This window comes from Litorisediminicola beolgyonensis, assembly GCF_042679605.1.
In the GTDB taxonomy this organism is placed as follows: Bacteria; Pseudomonadota; Alphaproteobacteria; order Rhodobacterales; family Rhodobacteraceae; genus Litorisediminicola; species Litorisediminicola beolgyonensis.
This window is the reverse complement of the sequence record NZ_JBHTMU010000014.1, coordinates 1-15,711: the sequence shown is the minus strand read 5'-3', so window position 1 is coordinate 15,711 and position 15,711 is coordinate 1. Positions and strand designations below refer to the sequence as shown.

The following is a 15,711-nucleotide window of genomic DNA, read 5'->3' as shown; positions in this document are numbered from 1 at the left end:
CGGCAGATAATCGCCAAAGCGTGAGGACCCGATCCATGCCCCGATCTCCCGCCCCCTTCGCCGAGATCTGGCGCGGCGACATCGCCGAGAGCCATCATGTCGGCCACGCGGTGATCTGCGACGCGACCGGCGATATCGTCGAGGCCTGGGGCGACCCCGAGGCGATCATCCTGCCGCGCAGCTCCGCCAAGATGATCCAGGCGATGCCGCTCGTGACCTCCGGGGCCGCCGAGGCGGCGGGGCTGACGAGCGAACAACTCGCCCTGGCCTGTGCGAGCCACGAGGGCGCGCCGATCCATATCGACCGCGTCGCGGCCTGGCTGTCGGATCGGGGGCTCTCTGAGGACGATCTGCGCTGTGGTGCCCAGCCGACACGCGACCGGGCGCTAAAGATCCACAACATCAAGCACGACATCCCGCCAAACCAGCTTCACAACAACTGCTCGGGCAAGCATGCGGGCTTCCTGACGCTGAACCAGCACCTGGGCGGCGGACCCGAGTATCACGAGACCGACCACCCGGTGCAGCGCGCCTGTCTCGAGATCTTCGAGGACCTGACCGGCATGACCAGCCCCGGCTACGGCATCGACGGCTGCTCGGCTCCGAACTTCGCGACCAGCATGCACGGGATGGCGCGCGCCATGGCGCGCTTCGCCTCGGCGACCGAGGCGGATGTGGCGGGCCGGGCGATGATCGCGTTGCGCGAGGCGATGATGGCGCATCCGATGCTGGTTGCGGGCGAGGGCCGCGCCTGCACGCGGCTGATGCAGGCGGCGACCGAGCCCGTCGCGGTCAAGACCGGGGCCGAGGGCTATTTCACCGCGATCCTGCCCGAGCGCGGCTTCGGCATCGCGGTCAAATGCATCGACGGCGCGACCCGCGGTGCGGAATGTGCGATCGCCGCGCTTCTGGTCCGGCTGGGCGCGGCTTCGGCCGATCACCCGGACGTTGCGGCGTTCCTCAATCCTGAGATCCCGAACCGCCGCGGCGTGAAAACGGGCGAGATTCGTCCCGCTCCGGGGCTTCTGGCCTGAGAGGGCCTGACGGCCCTCAGGTGACGAATTCGGTCTTCGCGTAGCCCTGCAGGAACAGGAGCGCTGTCAGGTCGCCGAAATTCACCCGGATGTCGCAGGCCTCCTGCACGCTCGGCTTGGCATGGAGCGCGACCCCGGTTCCGGCGCGCACGAGCATGCCCAGATCGTTCGCCCCGTCGCCCACGGCGATGACCTCCTCTTCGGAGAGGCCCAGCCGCGCGGTGATCTCGGCCAGGGCCTGCACCTTCGCCTCGCGCCCAAGGATCGGTCGCGCGACCTGACCGGTGAGCGCGCCGTTCTCCTGCAGGAGCGTGTTGGCGCGGTGCTCGTCGAAGCCGAGCGTCTCGGCGATGGAGCTGGTGAAATCGGTGAACCCGCCCGAGACCAGCGCGGCATAGCCTCCGGCCGCGCGCATGGTCGCAACGAGCTCGCGCCCGCCCGGCATCAAGGTGATCCGTTCGTCCAGAACCCGCGCGATGACGCCGGCATCGAGACCTTCGAGCAAGCCGACCCGCGCGGTCAGCGCGCCCTCGAAATCGAGCTCGCCATTCATCGCCCGCGCGGTGATCTCGCGCACCCGGTCGCCGACCCCGGCCTCCTCGGCCAGCTCGTCGATGCATTCCTGCTGGATCATCGTCGAATCCATGTCCGCCAGAAGCATCCGCTTGCGCTGCCCCTCGGCGGGCTGGACCACCAGGTCGACCCGCTGCGACTGGCACTCCGACCAGACCTCCCAGAGGTTCGAGGGCATGGCAGCCACGGGAAACTCCGCCGCCTCGTCCGGCGCCAGCCATTGCGCCGAGCCGCCACCCCAGGCGTTGCGCAAGGCATCGACCAGCGCGGGGTCGAGAGTTCCGGGGCGGGCGATGAGCGTGACGACGAACATGGGGACAGGTTTCCGATAGAGGTCGCGCGGGCGACGGAATGAGACTGTTGCGCGCCCCTTAGCGACATTTTCCGTCTTGTGGAACCGCCCCGGCAGGCGTAGCTCCGCCCGTGGGACACCCCTCCCCAACGAGGGGCGCTTATCTGGAAGGATAGCAGCAATGGCACTGACGAAACCGGCATCGCGGCCGGCCAATCCGCGGTTCTCCTCTGGCCCCTGCGCCAAACCCCCCGTTTTCTCGCTCGACAAGCTGTCCGACGCGGCCCTCGGCCGGTCGCACCGTGCCGCCATCGGCAAGGACAAGCTGAAAGCCGCGATCGAAGAGACCCGAGACATCCTCGGCGTGCCCGCCGACTATCGCATCGGCATCGTGCCCGCCTCGGACACCGGCGCCGTCGAGATGGCGATGTGGTCGCTTCTCGGCGCCCGCAAGGCCACCATGGTCGCCTGGGAAAGCTTCGGCGCAGGCTGGGTCACCGACGTGGTCAAGCAGCTCAAGATCGATGCCGAGGTGAAGACCGCCGAGTATGGCGAGATCGTCGACATGGCGGCGCTCGACTACGACACCGATGTCGTCTTCACCTGGAACGGCACCACCTCGGGCGTGCGCATGCCGAACGGCGATGCGATCCCCGCCGACCGCGGTGGCCTGACGATCTGCGACGCCACCTCGGCGGCCTTCGCGCAGGACCTGCCCTGGGACAAGCTCGATGTCGTAACCTTCTCCTGGCAGAAGGTGCTGGGCGGCGAAGCCGCGCATGGCATGCTGATCCTGAGCCCGCGCGCCGTCGAGCGCCTGGAAAGCTACACCCCCGCCTGGCCGCTGCCGAAGATCTTCCGCATGACCAAGGGCGGCAAGCTGATCGAGGGCATCTTCAAGGGAGAGACCATCAACACCCCCTCTATGCTCGTGGTCGAGGATTACCTCGTCGCGCTGGACTGGGCGCGCTCCGTGGGCGGCCTGAAGGGGCTGATGGACCGCGCCGACCGCAACGCAAACGCGGTCTGGGCGTTCTGCGAGGCCAATGACTGGATCGAGAACCTCGCGACGGATCCGGCCACGCGATCGAACACCAGCGTCTGCCTGAAGTTCACCGACGCGCGCATCTCCGATCCGGCGGCTTTCGCCAAGGCGGTGCAGAAGCGGCTCGAAGCCGAAGGCGTGGCGCTCGATGTCGGCGCCTATCGCGACGCGCCCGCGGGCCTGCGCATCTGGTGCGGTGGCACGGTCGAGACCTCGGATCTCGAGGCGATGCTGCCCTGGCTCGACTGGGCGTTCCACGCCGAGATCGACGCCCAGTCGCAAGCCGCCTGAGCCCTTCGCCTGCAGAATTTTAGCTTAAAATTCTGCGGGCGCCCGGACATTCCCAAGTACTCCTAGAAGGACCATAGACATGGCCCCCCGCGTTCTCATTTCCGACAAGCTCTCCGACGCCGCCGTGCAGATCTTCCGCGACCGCGGCATCGATGTCGATTTCCAGCCCGATCTCGGCAAGGACAAGGACAAGCTCCTCGAGGTCATCGGCCAGTATGACGGCCTCGCCATCCGTTCGGCCACCAAGGTGACCGAGAAGATCCTCGCCGCCGCCGACAACCTCAAGGTCATCGGCCGCGCCGGGATCGGGGTCGACAATGTCGACCGCGAAGCGGCGTCGAAGAAGGGTGTGATCGTCATGAACACCCCCTTCGGCAACATGATCACCACCGCCGAGCACGCCATCGCGATGATGTTCGCCGTCGCGCGCCAGATCCCCGAGGCCTCGGCCTCGACCCATGCCGGCAAGTGGGAAAAATCGAAATTCATGGGGGTCGAGCTGACCGGCAAGACGCTCGGTGTCATCGGCGCCGGCAATATCGGCGGCATCGTCTGCGACCGCGCGCGCGGTCTCAAGATGAAGGTCGCGGCCTACGACCCCTATCTGAGCCAGGAGAAGGCCGAGAAGATGGGTGTCGAGAAGGTCGAGCTCGACGACCTTCTGGCGCGCGCCGATTTCATCACCCTGCACGTGCCGCTGACCGACCAGACCCGCAACATCCTCTCGGCCGAGAACATCGCCAAAACGAAGAAGGGCGTGCGGATCATCAACTGCGCCCGCGGCGGTCTCGTCGATGAAGAGGCGCTGGCCGAGGCCCTGAAATCCGGCCATGTCGCGGGCGCCGCCTTCGACGTGTTCTCGGTCGAACCCGCGACGGAAAACCCGCTTTTCGGTCTGCCGAACGTCGTCTGCACGCCGCATCTGGGCGCGGCCACCACTGAGGCGCAGGAAAACGTGGCCCTCCAGGTTGCCGAGCAGATGTCCGACTACCTCCTGACCGGTGCCGTGACCAACGCGCTCAACATGCCGTCGGTCACCGCCGAGGAGGCCAAGGTCATGGGTCCGTGGATCAAGCTTGCCGATCACCTCGGAAGCTTCATCGGCCAGATGACCGACGAGCCGATCAAGGCGATCAACATCCTCTACGACGGCTCGGTCGCCGAGATGAACCTCGCGGCGCTGAACTGCTCGGTCATCGCGGGCATCATGAAGCGCGCCAACCCGGACGTGAACATGGTCTCCGCGCCGCTGGTGGCCAAGGAGAAGGGCATCAAGATCGCCACGACCAACCAGGCCCAGACCGGTGCGTTCGAGGGCTACATAAAGGTCACCGTGGTCACCGAGAAGCGCGAGCGCTCGATCGCGGGCACGGTGTTCTCGGACGGCAAGCCGCGCTTCATCCAGATCAAGGGCATCAATATCGACGCCGAGATCGGCAACCACATGCTCTACACCACCAACGAGGACGTGCCGGGCATCATCGGCACGCTCGGCCAGACGATGGGCGAGAACGGCGTGAACATCGCGAACTTCACCCTGGGCCGGTCGGGCATCAAGGGCGAGGCCATCGCGCTTCTCTATGTCGACGAGCCGGTGCCGTCGCCGGTGATCGACAAGCTGGTGAAGACCGGCATGTTCCAGCAGGTCAAACCGCTGACCTTCGACGTCGCCTGACGGCTTTCGTCGAACGACATACCCCATGCGACAGCCGCCCGCCCTCCGGCGTGGCGGCTGTTTCTTTTTGCCACAGCCGAAACAAGCGAGGCGCCGCGCTCGCGCGCGACGCCCCTCTACAAACCGATCCGTGAGCGATGGATCAGGCCGCCCGGCCGCGGGTCAGCACCACGACGAGAAAGACCAGCATCGACAGGAGCGTAAGCACCGAGCCGATCTTGGCGAGACCCTCGCCTGCGCCCGTGATCGCCATGACGATCCCCGGGACGACGGTCACAAGGCCGAGCACCGCGAGACCGAAATGCGCCTTGGCGAGCCCGCCTTCCGCCGCACGCGGCACCAGGTGGTAGAAGAACGCGTAGATCGACATCGTCACGAAGCCGAGCAGGTTCAAATGGGCGTGGGCGGGCGACAGGGTGTGATCGCCGGTTGCGGACATCTGGATGCCCCAGCCCATCCCGACCAGCACCGCCAGGACGCCGATCACCATGAACGACAACGAGATCCCCTTCATGCCGCGCCCTCCGTGCCGAGCGGCGGCCCGGTGAAGCTGAGATGGAACCGCTCGCCCGCCTCGACGATGGCGTCCATGTCCTCGGGGATGCGGCGCTTCTCGGACGCCATCTCGTAGAAGAAGCCTTCGAAACCGCCCGGGGTCAGGATCAGCAGGTGGCGGCAGGGCGCGTCGCCCACGACCCGGAACGTGTGCTCGACGCCGCGCGGAATGAACGCGGTCTCGCCGGGGCCCCGGTAGAAGGTCTCACCCGCGAGCCAAAACTCGCACTCGCCCGAGAGGATCACGAAGACCTCGTCGGCATCGTGGTGGATATGGCGGGGCGGTCCGGAGTTTGGCGGGCTGACACTGTCGGTAATCGACATCGCGCCCTGCGAGTCTTCGGTCGCGAGAATGGACTTGTAGAGCGTACCATTCCAGTCGGCCGCATCGGGGCCGAGGATCGAGTTATTCATTGTCGTCTCCTTAGGTCATCAGCGGGGCCTAAAAGGCCGTATCGCAAGAGCCTGAGCGGAAAGCCGAAATTGGCGCTCGAGAAAAATACCTGCCGGTCTCTTGCAATATGCTGACGCTAGCCCATGCCTTTCCATATCGGAAATTGATTGATCTTATGTTAGAAATTGGGTTCATGAATTTCACGAATTTCGACCTGAACCTCCTGCGCATCCTCGACGCCCTTCTCGCGACCGGGTCGACGACCGAGGCCGGTCGCAAGCTGGGCCTCTCGCAGCCCGCGGTCTCGGCAGCGCTCGGGCGCCTGCGCCACGCGCTCTCGGATCCGTTGTTCCTGCGGCAGGGGAGGGGGCTCGTGCCGACCGATTTCGCCGCCGGTCTGCAGGAGCCGCTGCGCCGCCTGCTCGAGGAGGCCGAAACGCTCCTCAGCCCCGAGCGTTTCGACCCGCTGCAGACCGAGGCCCGGTTCAAGCTCTCCGGTGCCGATTTCTTCGCGGAGCTCCTGGTCCCCCAGCTCGGCGACCGGCTGCAGAGACGCGCTCCGGGGATACGCGTCCAGCTCGTCGATCTGGTGCCCGACAGCTATGTCGACACCATCGAGCGCTACCAGGTCGACATGGCCTTCATCCCCAACATGAGCTTTCCCGACTGGATCGCGCACCAGCCGCTCTTCCGCTCGCCTTTCGTGACGGTCGCTTCGCAAAACAATGCCCGCCTGCGCCGCGCCGGGATCGCCCCGGGCGACACCATCCCGCTCGATCTCTATTGCGACATGGCGCATGTGCTGTTCTCGCCCGAGGGCAACATGACCGCGATGGGCGACGCCGCGCTGGCGCGGCTGGGGCGCAAGCGCAAGGTCGCGATGACCATGCCGTTCTTCTCGGGCGTGGCGGGCGCTGTGGCCCGGTCCGAGATGATCGCGCTTCTGCCGGTGCAATACGCAAACCACGTCGCCGACCGGATCGGGCTCGCGCTCTATCGCCAGCCGATGCCGGTGCCCGTCGCGACGGTCTCGATGATCTGGCACCGCCGCTCGACCGAGAATCCGGCCCATCGCTGGCTGCGAGAACAGATCGCCGATCTGACCGCGCCGCTGGACGCGGGCACCGACGCGCCATAGGTCGAGGGGCATGGACGAAGACCCGATTTTCGCCTTGGGCGACATCCACGGCCATCTTGGCGAGCTCGAGCGCGTGCTGGCGCTGATCGACGAGGACCCGGCGGCGGGTGCGCCGGTGGTGTTCCTCGGCGACTATGTCGACCGCGGGCCGGACAGCCGCGGCGTGATCGAGCGCCTGATCGCGGGGCGGGCCAACGGTGCGGCCTGGGTCACCCTCTGCGGCAACCATGACCGGACCATGCTCGACTTTCTCGACGGGACTGGTCGCGGCGAGGGCCGCTTCTGGCTGTCGCGCAACATGGGCGGTCGCGCCACGCTCGCCTCCTACGGTGTCGACTGCCCCGACACCCGCCCGGTCTCCGAAATCCGGGAAGAGGCGCTTCAGGCGATCCCCGAGACGCATATCGCCTTCCTGCGCGCGCTTGAAACGATGCACGTCACCGAGACGCAGGTCTTCGCCCATGCGGGCATCCGCCCCGGCGTGCCGCTCGATGCGCAGGACGAGGCCGACCTTCTCTGGATCCGCGATCCGTTCCTTGACGAAACAGGCGATCACGGGCGGCTCGTCGTGCATGGCCATACCGCCATCGACGCGCCGATCCATTACGGCAACCGGCTCAACATGGATGGCGGCGCGGCCTATGGCCGCCCGCTCCATGCCGCGGTGCTACTGGGCCGCGACGCCTTCGTCCTCACCGCCTTCGGCCGGGCGCGGCTCTGAGAGTCTCGCCCAAGCGTCATAGTGCGACAGGAAGACCTCGCCGGTCATCTCGTCGAGGAACGAGCAGCGCTTGAGCCGGTCCATCACCGGCCCCTTCACCTCCGACAGGTGCAGCCGGATACCCATATCCGCCAGCCGCCGGTTGATCGCCTCGAGCGTTTCGAGCGCCGACAGGTCGACCTCGTTCACCGCCGAGAACAGCAGCACCACGTCGCGGATCTCGGGGCTGCGCAGCACGCGCTCGGTGACATAGTCCTCAAGGAAGCTCGCATTGGCGAAGTAGAGGCTCTCGTCGACCCGCAGCGCCACCAGATGCGGAACGGTGGTCACGTCGTGGCGAAGGATGTTGCGGAAATGCTGGGTGCCCGGCACCAGCCCGATCTCGGCCACATGCGGCTTCGACGTCTTGTAGAGATGCATGCCGATCGACAGCGCCACGCCCGCCGACACCCCGGCCTCGACGCCGAGCGTCAGGGTGACGAGGATCGTCACCGCCACGGCGGCGAAATCGACGCGGTTGTAACTCCAGGCGCGGCTCAGGACGTGCAGGTCGACGAGGCTCAGGACGGCCACGATGATCGTCGCGGCGAGTGTCGCGGTCGGCAGGAAATAGAGAAGCGGCGTCAGGAAGAGTGCGGCCAGGAGGATGCCGATGGCGGTCATGGCGCCCGCGGCGGGGGTCTCGGCGCCCGCGTCGAAATTGACCACCGAGCGGGCGAAGCCGCCGGTCACTGGATAGCCGCCGGTCACGGCAGCGGCGACGTTCGAGGCACCGAGGCCGATCAGCTCCTGGTCGGGAACGATGCGCTGTCGCCGCTTGGCAGCGAGGGTTTGCGCGACCGAGACGGATTCGACGAAGCCTATGATCGAGATCAGGAGCGCGGGCACGAAGAGCGCGCGCCAGAGCTCGGGATCGAGCGCGGGCAGGGTGAGCGGCGGCAGGCCCATCGGCACGGTTCCGACGATGGAGACGCCGTGGGAGTGAAGGTCGAACGCCCAGCTCGCGAGCGTCGTGACGGCCACGGCTCCGACGGGACCGGCCTTGGTCAGGATGTCGGCAAGGCGCGGCCCGACGCCGCGGCTCAGAAGGAGCGGCTTCAGCCCCTTGCGGACCCAGAACAGGAAGGCCAGCGCGCTGCCCCCGATGATCAGGGTCGGCAGGTTGGTGCCGCCGAGGTTCTGCCAGAGCCCGTGGCCGATCTCGACCAGCGTGTGCCCGCCGCCCGAGATACCCAGGATGTGCCGAAGCTGCGAGGCCGCGATCAGGAGGCCCGAGGCCGTGATGAACCCCGCGATCACCGGGTGGCTGAGGAAATTCGCCAGAAATCCCAGCCGCAGGAAGCCCAGAGCCAGAAGGATGGCGCCGGACGCGAAGGCCAGCGTGCCCGCCGCCAGCGCAATCTGCGCCGGGTCGGTCAGTCCGAGCGTGCCGATGGCCGACGCGGTCATCAGCGACACCACCGCGACGGGGCCGACGGCGAGCGTGCGCGACGTGCCGAAGATCGCGTAGGCCACGAGCGGCAGGATCGACGCATAAAGACCCATTTCCGGCGGCAACCCGGCAAGGAGAGCATAGGCCAGGGACTGCGGAATGAGCATGATCGTCACGATCACCGCGGCCAAACCGTCATTGACCGCGGTATCGCGATCATAGCGCCGTCCCCAGTCGAGGATCGGCAGGTAGCGGGCGACGCGGCGGGTCTGGGAAGGGCGGCCGGTCATGGGGTGAGTCTCCGTCAGGACGTTTCGCTTGTCTATATATTCATATTAGTGAATTTGTATAGTCCCCCCTCGCGACGCTTGACGAACCGTGCAGCAGCGGCCCACGCTTCCCCTTGTAGAATTGGGGAAACCCGGCGGCATGCATCTGCATTTCGCCTGCCATCCGTTTATTTCGCAGGCCAATGATTGGAGTTCGGCCAGATTTCCGAGGCTTTCCCCGGCTGCATCGCCTCAAGACGACCGGTCTCGAAACCGGTCCACATCAGCGACAGGACAGGGGGATATTCATCATGTCAGGAACTTTGGTCGTCGGATACGACGCCAGCGATACCGCCGAACGGGCGCTTGCCCATGCGGTCGACGTGGCCAAGAAGCAGGATTCGAGGATCGTCCTCGTGCATGTCCTCGAATGGTCACCCTATTCCTTCCTCACGCCCGAGGAACTGGAAGAGCGGCATTCGCGGCGCCGCGAAGAGCTTGCCCGTGCCGAAAGCGCGGTCATCGCCCCGGTCAAAACGCGACTCGAAGACGAGGGGATCTCGGTCGAAACCCAGATCAACTACGGCCATACGGCGGAACTTCTGATGAAAGTTGCCAAAGAAAGAGGCGCCAGCCAGATCATCGTCGGTCGCGACGGGCATGGCGGCTTCGCCGCGCGCTTCTTCGGCTCGACCGCCGCCACGCTGGTGCAGCTCGCGCCCGTGCCCTGCACGATCGTGCCGTGACGCCGCCATTTCAGGACAGGACAGGATTTTCGACATGAACAAGGTCTTCCCGGGCGCGCTCGCCGCCCTTGCCCTCGTCGCGCTGGCCGCTCCGGCCGCCGCGCAGGGCATCGACGAGCAGGTGAACGCCATCTTCGCAAGCTCGACCGGCTGGTTCGTCAGCCTCATCTTCTCGAACTTTCCCGGCACCAGCTTCCCCTGGATCGTCGGCTGGCTGGTGATCGCGGCCACCGTCTTCACGCTCTATTTCGGCTTCGTCCAGCTTCGCTGGGTCGGCCACTCCATCGCGCTGGTCAAAGGCGATTATTCCGACCCCAATGACGCGGGCGAGGTCAGCCACTTCCAGGCGCTCGCGACCGCGCTGTCGGGCACGGTGGGTCTCGGCAATATCGCGGGCGTCGCGGTCGCCATCGGCATCGGGGGACCGGGGGCCACGTTCTGGATGATCCTCGCGGGTCTCATGGGCATGGCGTCCAAGTTCACCGAATGCACGCTCGGCGTGAAATACCGCAACGAGTTCGAGAACGGCACCGTCTCGGGCGGGCCGATGTACTACCTCACCAAGGGCTTCAAGGAGCGTAACCTGCCCGGAGGCGGCATCCTCGCCGTCCTCTTCTCGATCTTCTGTATCCTCGGCGCGCTGGGCGGCGGCAACATGTTCCAGGCCAACCAGGCGCATGCGCAGCTCGCGAACGTACTGGGCGACTATCCGGGCTGGATCACCGGCGTGATCTTCGCGGCCATCGTCTTTGCGGTGATCGTCGGCGGCCTCAAGTCCATCGCGCGGGTCACCGAAAAGGTCGTGCCCTTCATGGGCGTGCTCTATGTCGGCACCGCGCTGATCATCATCCTGATGAACGCCGACCAGATCGGCTGGGCCTTCGGGCAGATCTTCGAAGGTGCCTTCACCGGCCTCGGCGTCGCGGGCGGCTTTGTCGGCGCGCTGATCCAGGGCTTCAAGCGGGCGGCCTTCTCGAACGAGGCGGGCGTCGGCTCGGCGGCCATCGCGCACTCCGCGGTGAAGACCAAGGAGCCGATCACCGAGGGCTTCGTGTCCCTGCTCGAGCCCTTCATCGACACGGTCGTGGTCTGCACCATGACCGCGCTGGTGATCATCATCACCGGGCAGCTCGTGTCCGATCCCGAAACCGGCCTCTACATGGTCACCGAAAGCGGTGCGATCGAGACCGTGGGCGGCACATCGGGCGTGGCACTGACCTCGGCGGCGTTCTCGTCTTCCATCGACGGGTTCAAATACGTGCTCGCCATCGCGGTGATCCTCTTCGCCTTCTCGACCATGCTGAGCTGGTCCTATTACGGCCTCAAGGCCTGGACCTTCCTCTTCGGCGAGGGCCAGACCAAGGAGGTCATCTTCAAGGTGATCTTCTGCCTCTTCGTCATCATCGGCGCGGCCTCGAACCTCGGCCCGGTGATCGACTTCTCCGACGCGGCGATCTTCGCCATGGCGGTGGTCAACGTGATCGGCCTCTACTTCCTGATGCCGATCGTGAAGCGGGAGCTGAAGAACTACACCGCCAAGCTTCGCTCCGGAGAGATCAAGAAGTTCTCCTGACGCAAGACCTCGGGGCGGCGCTCACGCGCCGCTCCACCTCCTCGCGCGCTCGCGAGCCGTATCAAACGCCGCGACGCAGTCCCCGATCCCTCCCAAATCTGCGCTCTCCGCGCCAAACCGGGCGCCCCGCCGAACCCGCGACCGCCGGGCCGCCTTGCGCCGTCGCCCGCTGCGGCCTAGGTCTGATCCATCCACAGACAGGACCGGACATGGCCCACGACCTCGCCTCCCTGACCCAGGCGCTTCTCGCCGCCGCCAAACGCGCCGGAGCCGACGCGGCCGACGCGCTCGCCATCGACGGGCGCTCGGTCTCCATCGACGTGCGTGGCGGCACCCTGGAACAGGCCGAGCGCTCCGAGGCGGTGGAGCTCGGTCTGCGCGTCCTTCTCGGCCAGCGCTCCGCGACCATCTCCGCCTCCGACATCCGCCCCGAGACGATGGAGGCGATGGCCACCCGCGCCATCGCCATGGCCCGCGAAGCGCCCGAGGACCCCTATATCGGCCTCGCCGATCCCGACGCGCTGGCCCGCGACATCCAAGTCGATGCGCTCGAGCTTTACGACCCGGCGCCGGAACCGTCGCCCGCCGATCTCGAGGAGGATGCCAAGCGCGCCGAGGCCGCGGCCATGGCGGTCAAGGGCATCACCCGGATCGACGCGGCCTCAGCGGGCTACGGCGCGAGCCGCATCCATCTCGCCGCGACCAACGGCTTCTCTGGCGGCTACAGCCGCTCCTCGCGCTCGACCTCGCTTGTGGCCATCGCGGGCGAGGGGACCGGCATGGAGCGCGACTACGACGGCGACAGCCGCATCTTCCAGACCGATCTGCGCAGCCCCGAGGATATCGGCACCAGCGCCGCCGAGCGCACGCTCGCGCGCCTGAACCCCCGCCGCCCGAAGACCGGCGCCTATCCGGTGCTCTTCGACGAGCGTGTCTCGTCGAGCCTGATCGGTCATCTCCTCTCGGCGATCAACGGCGCGGCCATCGCCCGGGGCGGGTCCTGGGCGCGCGATCTTCTCGGAAAGCAGGTCCTGCCGCGCGCGCTCTCGCTGACCGAGGACCCGCGCCGCCGCCGGGCCACCGGCTCCCGCCCCTTCGATGCCGAAGGTCTGCCGACCCGCCAGCGGGCGATCGTCGAGGACGGCATTCTCACCGGCTGGACGCTCGATCTGGCCACCGCGCGCAAGCTCGGGCTTCAGAGCACCGCCAATGCCGCCCGCGCCATCGCCTCGGGCCCCAACCCGTCGAACTGGAATATCGCGCTGTCGCAATCGGACCGCAGCCAGGCCGACCTGATGGCCGAGATGGGCACCGGGCTGCTCGTCACCTCGATGATCGGCGCGACGATCAACCCCAATACCGGCGATTACTCGCGCGGGGCAGCGGGGATGTGGATCGAGAACGGCGTCCCGAAATACCCGGTCTCGGGCGTCACCATCGCGGGCTCGCTTCCGGAGATGCTGAAGACGCTCCTGCCAGCCAACGATGCGCGGCCCTGGCTCTCGCGCGTCGTGCCCTCGCTTCTCGTCGAAGGTCTCACCCTTGCCGGAGAGTGACGGCGATCTGGCACTTCTCCTGACCGCCGCAGAGGCCGCGGGCGAGATCGCGATCCGTCACGCGGGCCGACCGCTGATGGTCACCGAGAAGCCCGGAGGCGCGGGGCCGGTCACCAATGCCGATCTCGCCGTGAACGCGGTGCTCGAGGACATGCTGCGCAGCGCCCGACCCGAGTATGGCTGGCTCAGCGAGGAAAGCGCCGACGACCCCGCGCGGCTCGACGCGCCCGCCACCTTCATCATCGACCCGATCGACGGCACCCGCAGCTTCATCGACGGCTCCGACATCTGGGCGCATTCCCTGGCCATCGCGCGGGGCGGCGAGATCACCGCGGCGGTCGTCTACCTGCCGGTGGTCTCGCGGCTCTACGCCGCCGCGCGCGGCGAAGGCGCGACGCTGAATGGCCGGGCGCTCCGCGCCTCGTCCCGGGCCGCGCTGGCCGAGGCCGAGGTTCTGACCACCCGCCCCAATCTCGATCCCCGCTTCTGGAAGGGCGCCCCGCCGCGCTTCCGCCGCTCCCACCGCCCGTCGCTCGCCTACCGCCTCGCCCTCGTGGCCGAGGGCCGCTTCGACGCGATGTTCACCTTCCGCCCGTCCTGGGAATGGGACATCGCCGCGGGCGCGCTGATCTGCACCGAGGCCGGAGCCCGCGTCACCGACCGCCGCGGCGCCCCCCTGCGCTTCAACGCCGCCCACCCCCAGGCCGACGGCGTCGTGGCGGGCCCGGAAGGCGTCTGGGGCGAGGTGATGCAGGCCCTGGATCACCCGCCGGTCGCCTGAGCCGAACGCGTCAGCGGTTCGCCCTCCAAAGCACTGATCGCCCCCGCCTGTCGCACTGACCCGCCGCGGTGCCTGTCGTGGCATCATCGCGCGCGCATCTCGGCGCGTGGCAGGGCACGCGACCTTGTGCTCGCAGAGCGGCAGCTTTACGCTTATGGCCAATCCCTGACATCACAGCCTCGGAGCCCTCACATGCAGCGTCTGCACCTCGTCTTCGGCGGCGAGCTCGTCTCACCCTCGAAGAACCAGTTCAAGAACGTGGACGACATCCATATCGTCGGGATTTATCCCGATTACGCCAAGGCTTACGATGCCTGGAAGGCCGAGGCGCACCGTACCGTCGACAACGCCCATATGCGCTACTTCATCGCGCATCTGCACCGTCTTCGCGACGAGGGGACACCGGCCTCCCCGACCGAGGAACTTGGCGTCTAGGCCTTGCCGCGGCGGGCGTTCTCTCTTCGGGCCTATCTCGCGCTGGCCCGGGCAAGGGGCGCGGCGGGGCCCGGCCCGGACGCGCCGGAGCGGCCGAAGGGCGCGCTCCTGTGGTTGCATGCCTGCAGCCGGGCCGACACCGCCCCGCTCGAGACCTTGGCGCAGCGGATGATCCAGCAGCGCCCCGATCTCTCGCTCCTCAGAACCGGCGCATGGGAGCAGCCCGATCTGACCTTGCCCGCGGATACGCCGTCGGATGCGGCGCGCTTCCACGCGACCTGGCGCCCCGATCTCGGTGTCTGGAGCGGCTACGATCTCAGCCCGGCGCTGATCGCCGCGGCCACGGGGCCGATGATCCTCGTCAATGCCGGGGAAGAGCCGTTCAGCACGCCCGCCGCCCGCTGGATGCCGGATGCGGCGCCCGCGACGCTCCAGCTTTTCTCGCAGATCTACGCGACCTCCGCAGAGGCGAGCCGGGCGCTCCGCCGGTCGGGCGTCGAGAGCGCCCGCATCCGCGCGGCAGGCCCGCTCACGGACATTCCCCCGGCGCTCGATTGCTCGGATACGGCACATGAGGAGACCGCCCAGATCCTCGCCGCGCGCCCGCTCTGGCTTGCTGCCCGCCTGCGCGCCCCCGAGGCCCGGGCGGTGATCGACGCGCATCTGCGCGCCGCGCGCCTGGCGCATCGGCTTCTCCTCGTGATCGTGCCGCAAACCGTCGAGGATGCCGCCGAGGCCGAGGCCGTCGCGCGCGATAGCGGCGCGCGGCTGTGTCTCTGGGACGCGGACGAGATGCCGGACGAGAACACCCAGATCCTGCTTTGCGGCGACGCCAGCGAGCTCGGCCTCTGGTACCGGCTCGCACCGCTCAGCTTCCTCGGCGGCTCGCTGATGCCCGGCGAAGGCGGCACCAATCCCTTCGAGGCCGCCGCTCTTGGCTCCGCCATTCTCTACGGCCCCAATGTCGGACGGCACCTGACCGCCTATACGCGGCTCGTCGATGCGGGCGCGGCGCGGATCGTGCGCGATACCGACAGCCTGGGCGGCGCGGTCGCGCAGCTTGTCGCGCCGGACCGGGCCGCGGCCATGGCGATGGCGGGCTGGGAGATCGTCAGCCAGGGCGCCGAGGTCACCGACGCGATCATCGACGCCGCCTTCGAGCTGATCGACGCGCCCCCCGCGCCCGAGGTGGCCTGATGCG

Annotated in this window: 15 protein-coding genes; 11 read left to right on the top strand and 4 right to left on the bottom strand. The window is 67.5% G+C overall.

Going from position 1 to position 15,711, the window contains the following annotated elements; genetic code table 11:
- Positions 1–35 precede the first annotated feature (35 nt).
- On the top strand, positions 36–1,034 hold the full coding sequence (locus ACFQ4E_RS09470; protein WP_386802910.1) for an asparaginase: 999 nt from the start codon (positions 36–38) through the stop codon (positions 1,032–1,034).
- 16 nt (positions 1,035–1,050) lie between these two features.
- Here the strand turns inward: ACFQ4E_RS09470 and serB are convergent, their stop codons facing one another.
- Complete coding sequence (serB, locus tag ACFQ4E_RS09465) at positions 1,051–1,920, bottom strand: phosphoserine phosphatase SerB (RefSeq protein WP_386802908.1); 870 nt, start codon at positions 1,918–1,920, stop codon at positions 1,051–1,053.
- A 160-nt stretch (positions 1,921–2,080) separates the two neighbouring features.
- On the opposite strand from serB, the gene ACFQ4E_RS09460 reads away from it, so the two are divergent.
- Together ACFQ4E_RS09460 and serA are read left to right on the top strand one after the other, a co-directional pair.
- Complete coding sequence (locus ACFQ4E_RS09460; RefSeq protein WP_386802906.1) at positions 2,081–3,235, top strand: phosphoserine transaminase; 1,155 nt, start codon at positions 2,081–2,083, stop codon at positions 3,233–3,235.
- A gap of 79 nt (positions 3,236–3,314) precedes the next feature.
- Positions 3,315–4,910: a phosphoglycerate dehydrogenase gene (gene serA, locus ACFQ4E_RS09455; protein ID WP_386802904.1), complete on the top strand. Its 1,596-nt coding sequence runs from the start codon at positions 3,315–3,317 to the stop codon at positions 4,908–4,910.
- Positions 4,911–5,052: 142 nt separating this feature from the next.
- Here serA and ACFQ4E_RS09450 read toward each other — a convergent pair whose 3' ends face one another.
- Both ACFQ4E_RS09450 and ACFQ4E_RS09445 read right to left on the bottom strand, forming a co-directional pair.
- Positions 5,053–5,424 carry a hypothetical protein gene (locus tag ACFQ4E_RS09450; RefSeq protein ID WP_386802902.1) on the bottom strand — a complete coding sequence of 124 codons (372 nt, stop codon included), beginning with the start codon at positions 5,422–5,424 and terminating at the stop codon, positions 5,053–5,055.
- Entirely contained in the window at positions 5,421–5,879 is a 459-nt protein-coding gene (locus tag ACFQ4E_RS09445; protein WP_386802900.1) for a cupin domain-containing protein, read from the bottom strand. Before ACFQ4E_RS09445 ends, ACFQ4E_RS09450 begins: the two co-directional genes overlap by 4 nt.
- Before the next feature lie 173 nt (positions 5,880–6,052).
- Between ACFQ4E_RS09445 and ACFQ4E_RS09440 the strand changes: the two genes are divergently transcribed.
- Positions 6,053–6,997 carry a LysR family transcriptional regulator gene (locus ACFQ4E_RS09440; protein WP_386802898.1) on the top strand — a complete coding sequence of 315 codons (945 nt, stop codon included), beginning with the start codon at positions 6,053–6,055 and terminating at the stop codon, positions 6,995–6,997.
- Between the two features lie 10 nt (positions 6,998–7,007).
- Positions 7,008–7,718 (top strand): metallophosphoesterase family protein, encoded by a 711-nt coding sequence (locus ACFQ4E_RS09435; RefSeq protein WP_386802896.1) that lies wholly within the window; start codon positions 7,008–7,010, stop codon positions 7,716–7,718.
- On the opposite strand, the gene ACFQ4E_RS09430 is transcribed toward ACFQ4E_RS09435, so the two are convergent.
- Positions 7,665–9,440: a SulP family inorganic anion transporter gene (locus tag ACFQ4E_RS09430; RefSeq protein ID WP_386802894.1), complete on the bottom strand. Its 1,776-nt coding sequence runs from the start codon at positions 9,438–9,440 to the stop codon at positions 7,665–7,667. The genes ACFQ4E_RS09435 and ACFQ4E_RS09430 overlap by 54 nt on opposite strands.
- A gap of 290 nt (positions 9,441–9,730) precedes the next feature.
- Here ACFQ4E_RS09430 and ACFQ4E_RS09425 point away from each other — a divergent pair, with 290 nt between their 5' ends.
- The 6 genes from ACFQ4E_RS09425 (at position 9,731) to ACFQ4E_RS09400 (ending at position 15,707) form a co-directional block, all read left to right on the top strand.
- Positions 9,731–10,165 (top strand): universal stress protein, encoded by a 435-nt coding sequence (locus ACFQ4E_RS09425; RefSeq protein ID WP_386802892.1) that lies wholly within the window; start codon positions 9,731–9,733, stop codon positions 10,163–10,165.
- A gap of 34 nt (positions 10,166–10,199) precedes the next feature.
- Complete coding sequence (locus ACFQ4E_RS09420) at positions 10,200–11,738, top strand: alanine/glycine:cation symporter family protein (RefSeq protein ID WP_386802890.1); 1,539 nt, start codon at positions 10,200–10,202, stop codon at positions 11,736–11,738.
- Between the two features lie 209 nt (positions 11,739–11,947).
- Entirely contained in the window at positions 11,948–13,294 is a 1,347-nt protein-coding gene (locus ACFQ4E_RS09415; protein ID WP_386802888.1) for a TldD/PmbA family protein, read from the top strand.
- Complete coding sequence (locus ACFQ4E_RS09410; protein ID WP_386802886.1) at positions 13,281–14,075, top strand: inositol monophosphatase family protein; 795 nt, start codon at positions 13,281–13,283, stop codon at positions 14,073–14,075. The genes ACFQ4E_RS09415 and ACFQ4E_RS09410 overlap by 14 nt, the downstream gene beginning before the upstream one ends.
- Positions 14,076–14,267: 192 nt before the next feature.
- Positions 14,268–14,510 (top strand): DUF4170 domain-containing protein, encoded by a 243-nt coding sequence (locus ACFQ4E_RS09405; protein WP_386802884.1) that lies wholly within the window; start codon positions 14,268–14,270, stop codon positions 14,508–14,510.
- A 3-nt stretch (positions 14,511–14,513) separates the two neighbouring features.
- Positions 14,514–15,707: a 3-deoxy-D-manno-octulosonic acid transferase gene (locus tag ACFQ4E_RS09400; RefSeq protein ID WP_386802882.1), complete on the top strand. Its 1,194-nt coding sequence runs from the start codon at positions 14,514–14,516 to the stop codon at positions 15,705–15,707.
- Positions 15,708–15,711 lie beyond the last annotated feature (4 nt).

Excerpts from the sequence above, each read along its gene's own strand:
- ACFQ4E_RS09435 (WP_386802896.1), top strand. The coding sequence starts at position 7,008 with ATGGACGAAGACCCGATTTTCGCCTTGGGCGACATCCACGGCCATCTT.
- ACFQ4E_RS09405 (WP_386802884.1), top strand. The coding sequence starts at position 14,268 with ATGCAGCGTCTGCACCTCGTCTTCGGCGGCGAGCTCGTCTCACCCTCG.
- serA (WP_386802904.1), top strand. The coding sequence starts at position 3,315 with ATGGCCCCCCGCGTTCTCATTTCCGACAAGCTCTCCGACGCCGCCGTG.
- ACFQ4E_RS09445 (WP_386802900.1), bottom strand. The coding sequence starts at position 5,879 with ATGAATAACTCGATCCTCGGCCCCGATGCGGCCGACTGGAATGGTACG.
- serB (WP_386802908.1), bottom strand. The coding sequence starts at position 1,920 with ATGTTCGTCGTCACGCTCATCGCCCGCCCCGGAACTCTCGACCCCGCG.
- ACFQ4E_RS09440 (WP_386802898.1), top strand. The coding sequence starts at position 6,053 with ATGAATTTCACGAATTTCGACCTGAACCTCCTGCGCATCCTCGACGCC.
- ACFQ4E_RS09460 (WP_386802906.1), top strand. The coding sequence starts at position 2,081 with ATGGCACTGACGAAACCGGCATCGCGGCCGGCCAATCCGCGGTTCTCC.
- ACFQ4E_RS09450 (WP_386802902.1), bottom strand. The coding sequence starts at position 5,424 with ATGAAGGGGATCTCGTTGTCGTTCATGGTGATCGGCGTCCTGGCGGTG.
- ACFQ4E_RS09425 (WP_386802892.1), top strand. The coding sequence starts at position 9,731 with ATGTCAGGAACTTTGGTCGTCGGATACGACGCCAGCGATACCGCCGAA.
- ACFQ4E_RS09420 (WP_386802890.1), top strand. The coding sequence starts at position 10,200 with ATGAACAAGGTCTTCCCGGGCGCGCTCGCCGCCCTTGCCCTCGTCGCG.
- ACFQ4E_RS09470 (WP_386802910.1), top strand. The coding sequence starts at position 36 with ATGCCCCGATCTCCCGCCCCCTTCGCCGAGATCTGGCGCGGCGACATC.
- ACFQ4E_RS09415 (WP_386802888.1), top strand. The coding sequence starts at position 11,948 with ATGGCCCACGACCTCGCCTCCCTGACCCAGGCGCTTCTCGCCGCCGCC.
- ACFQ4E_RS09430 (WP_386802894.1), bottom strand. The coding sequence starts at position 9,440 with ATGACCGGCCGCCCTTCCCAGACCCGCCGCGTCGCCCGCTACCTGCCG.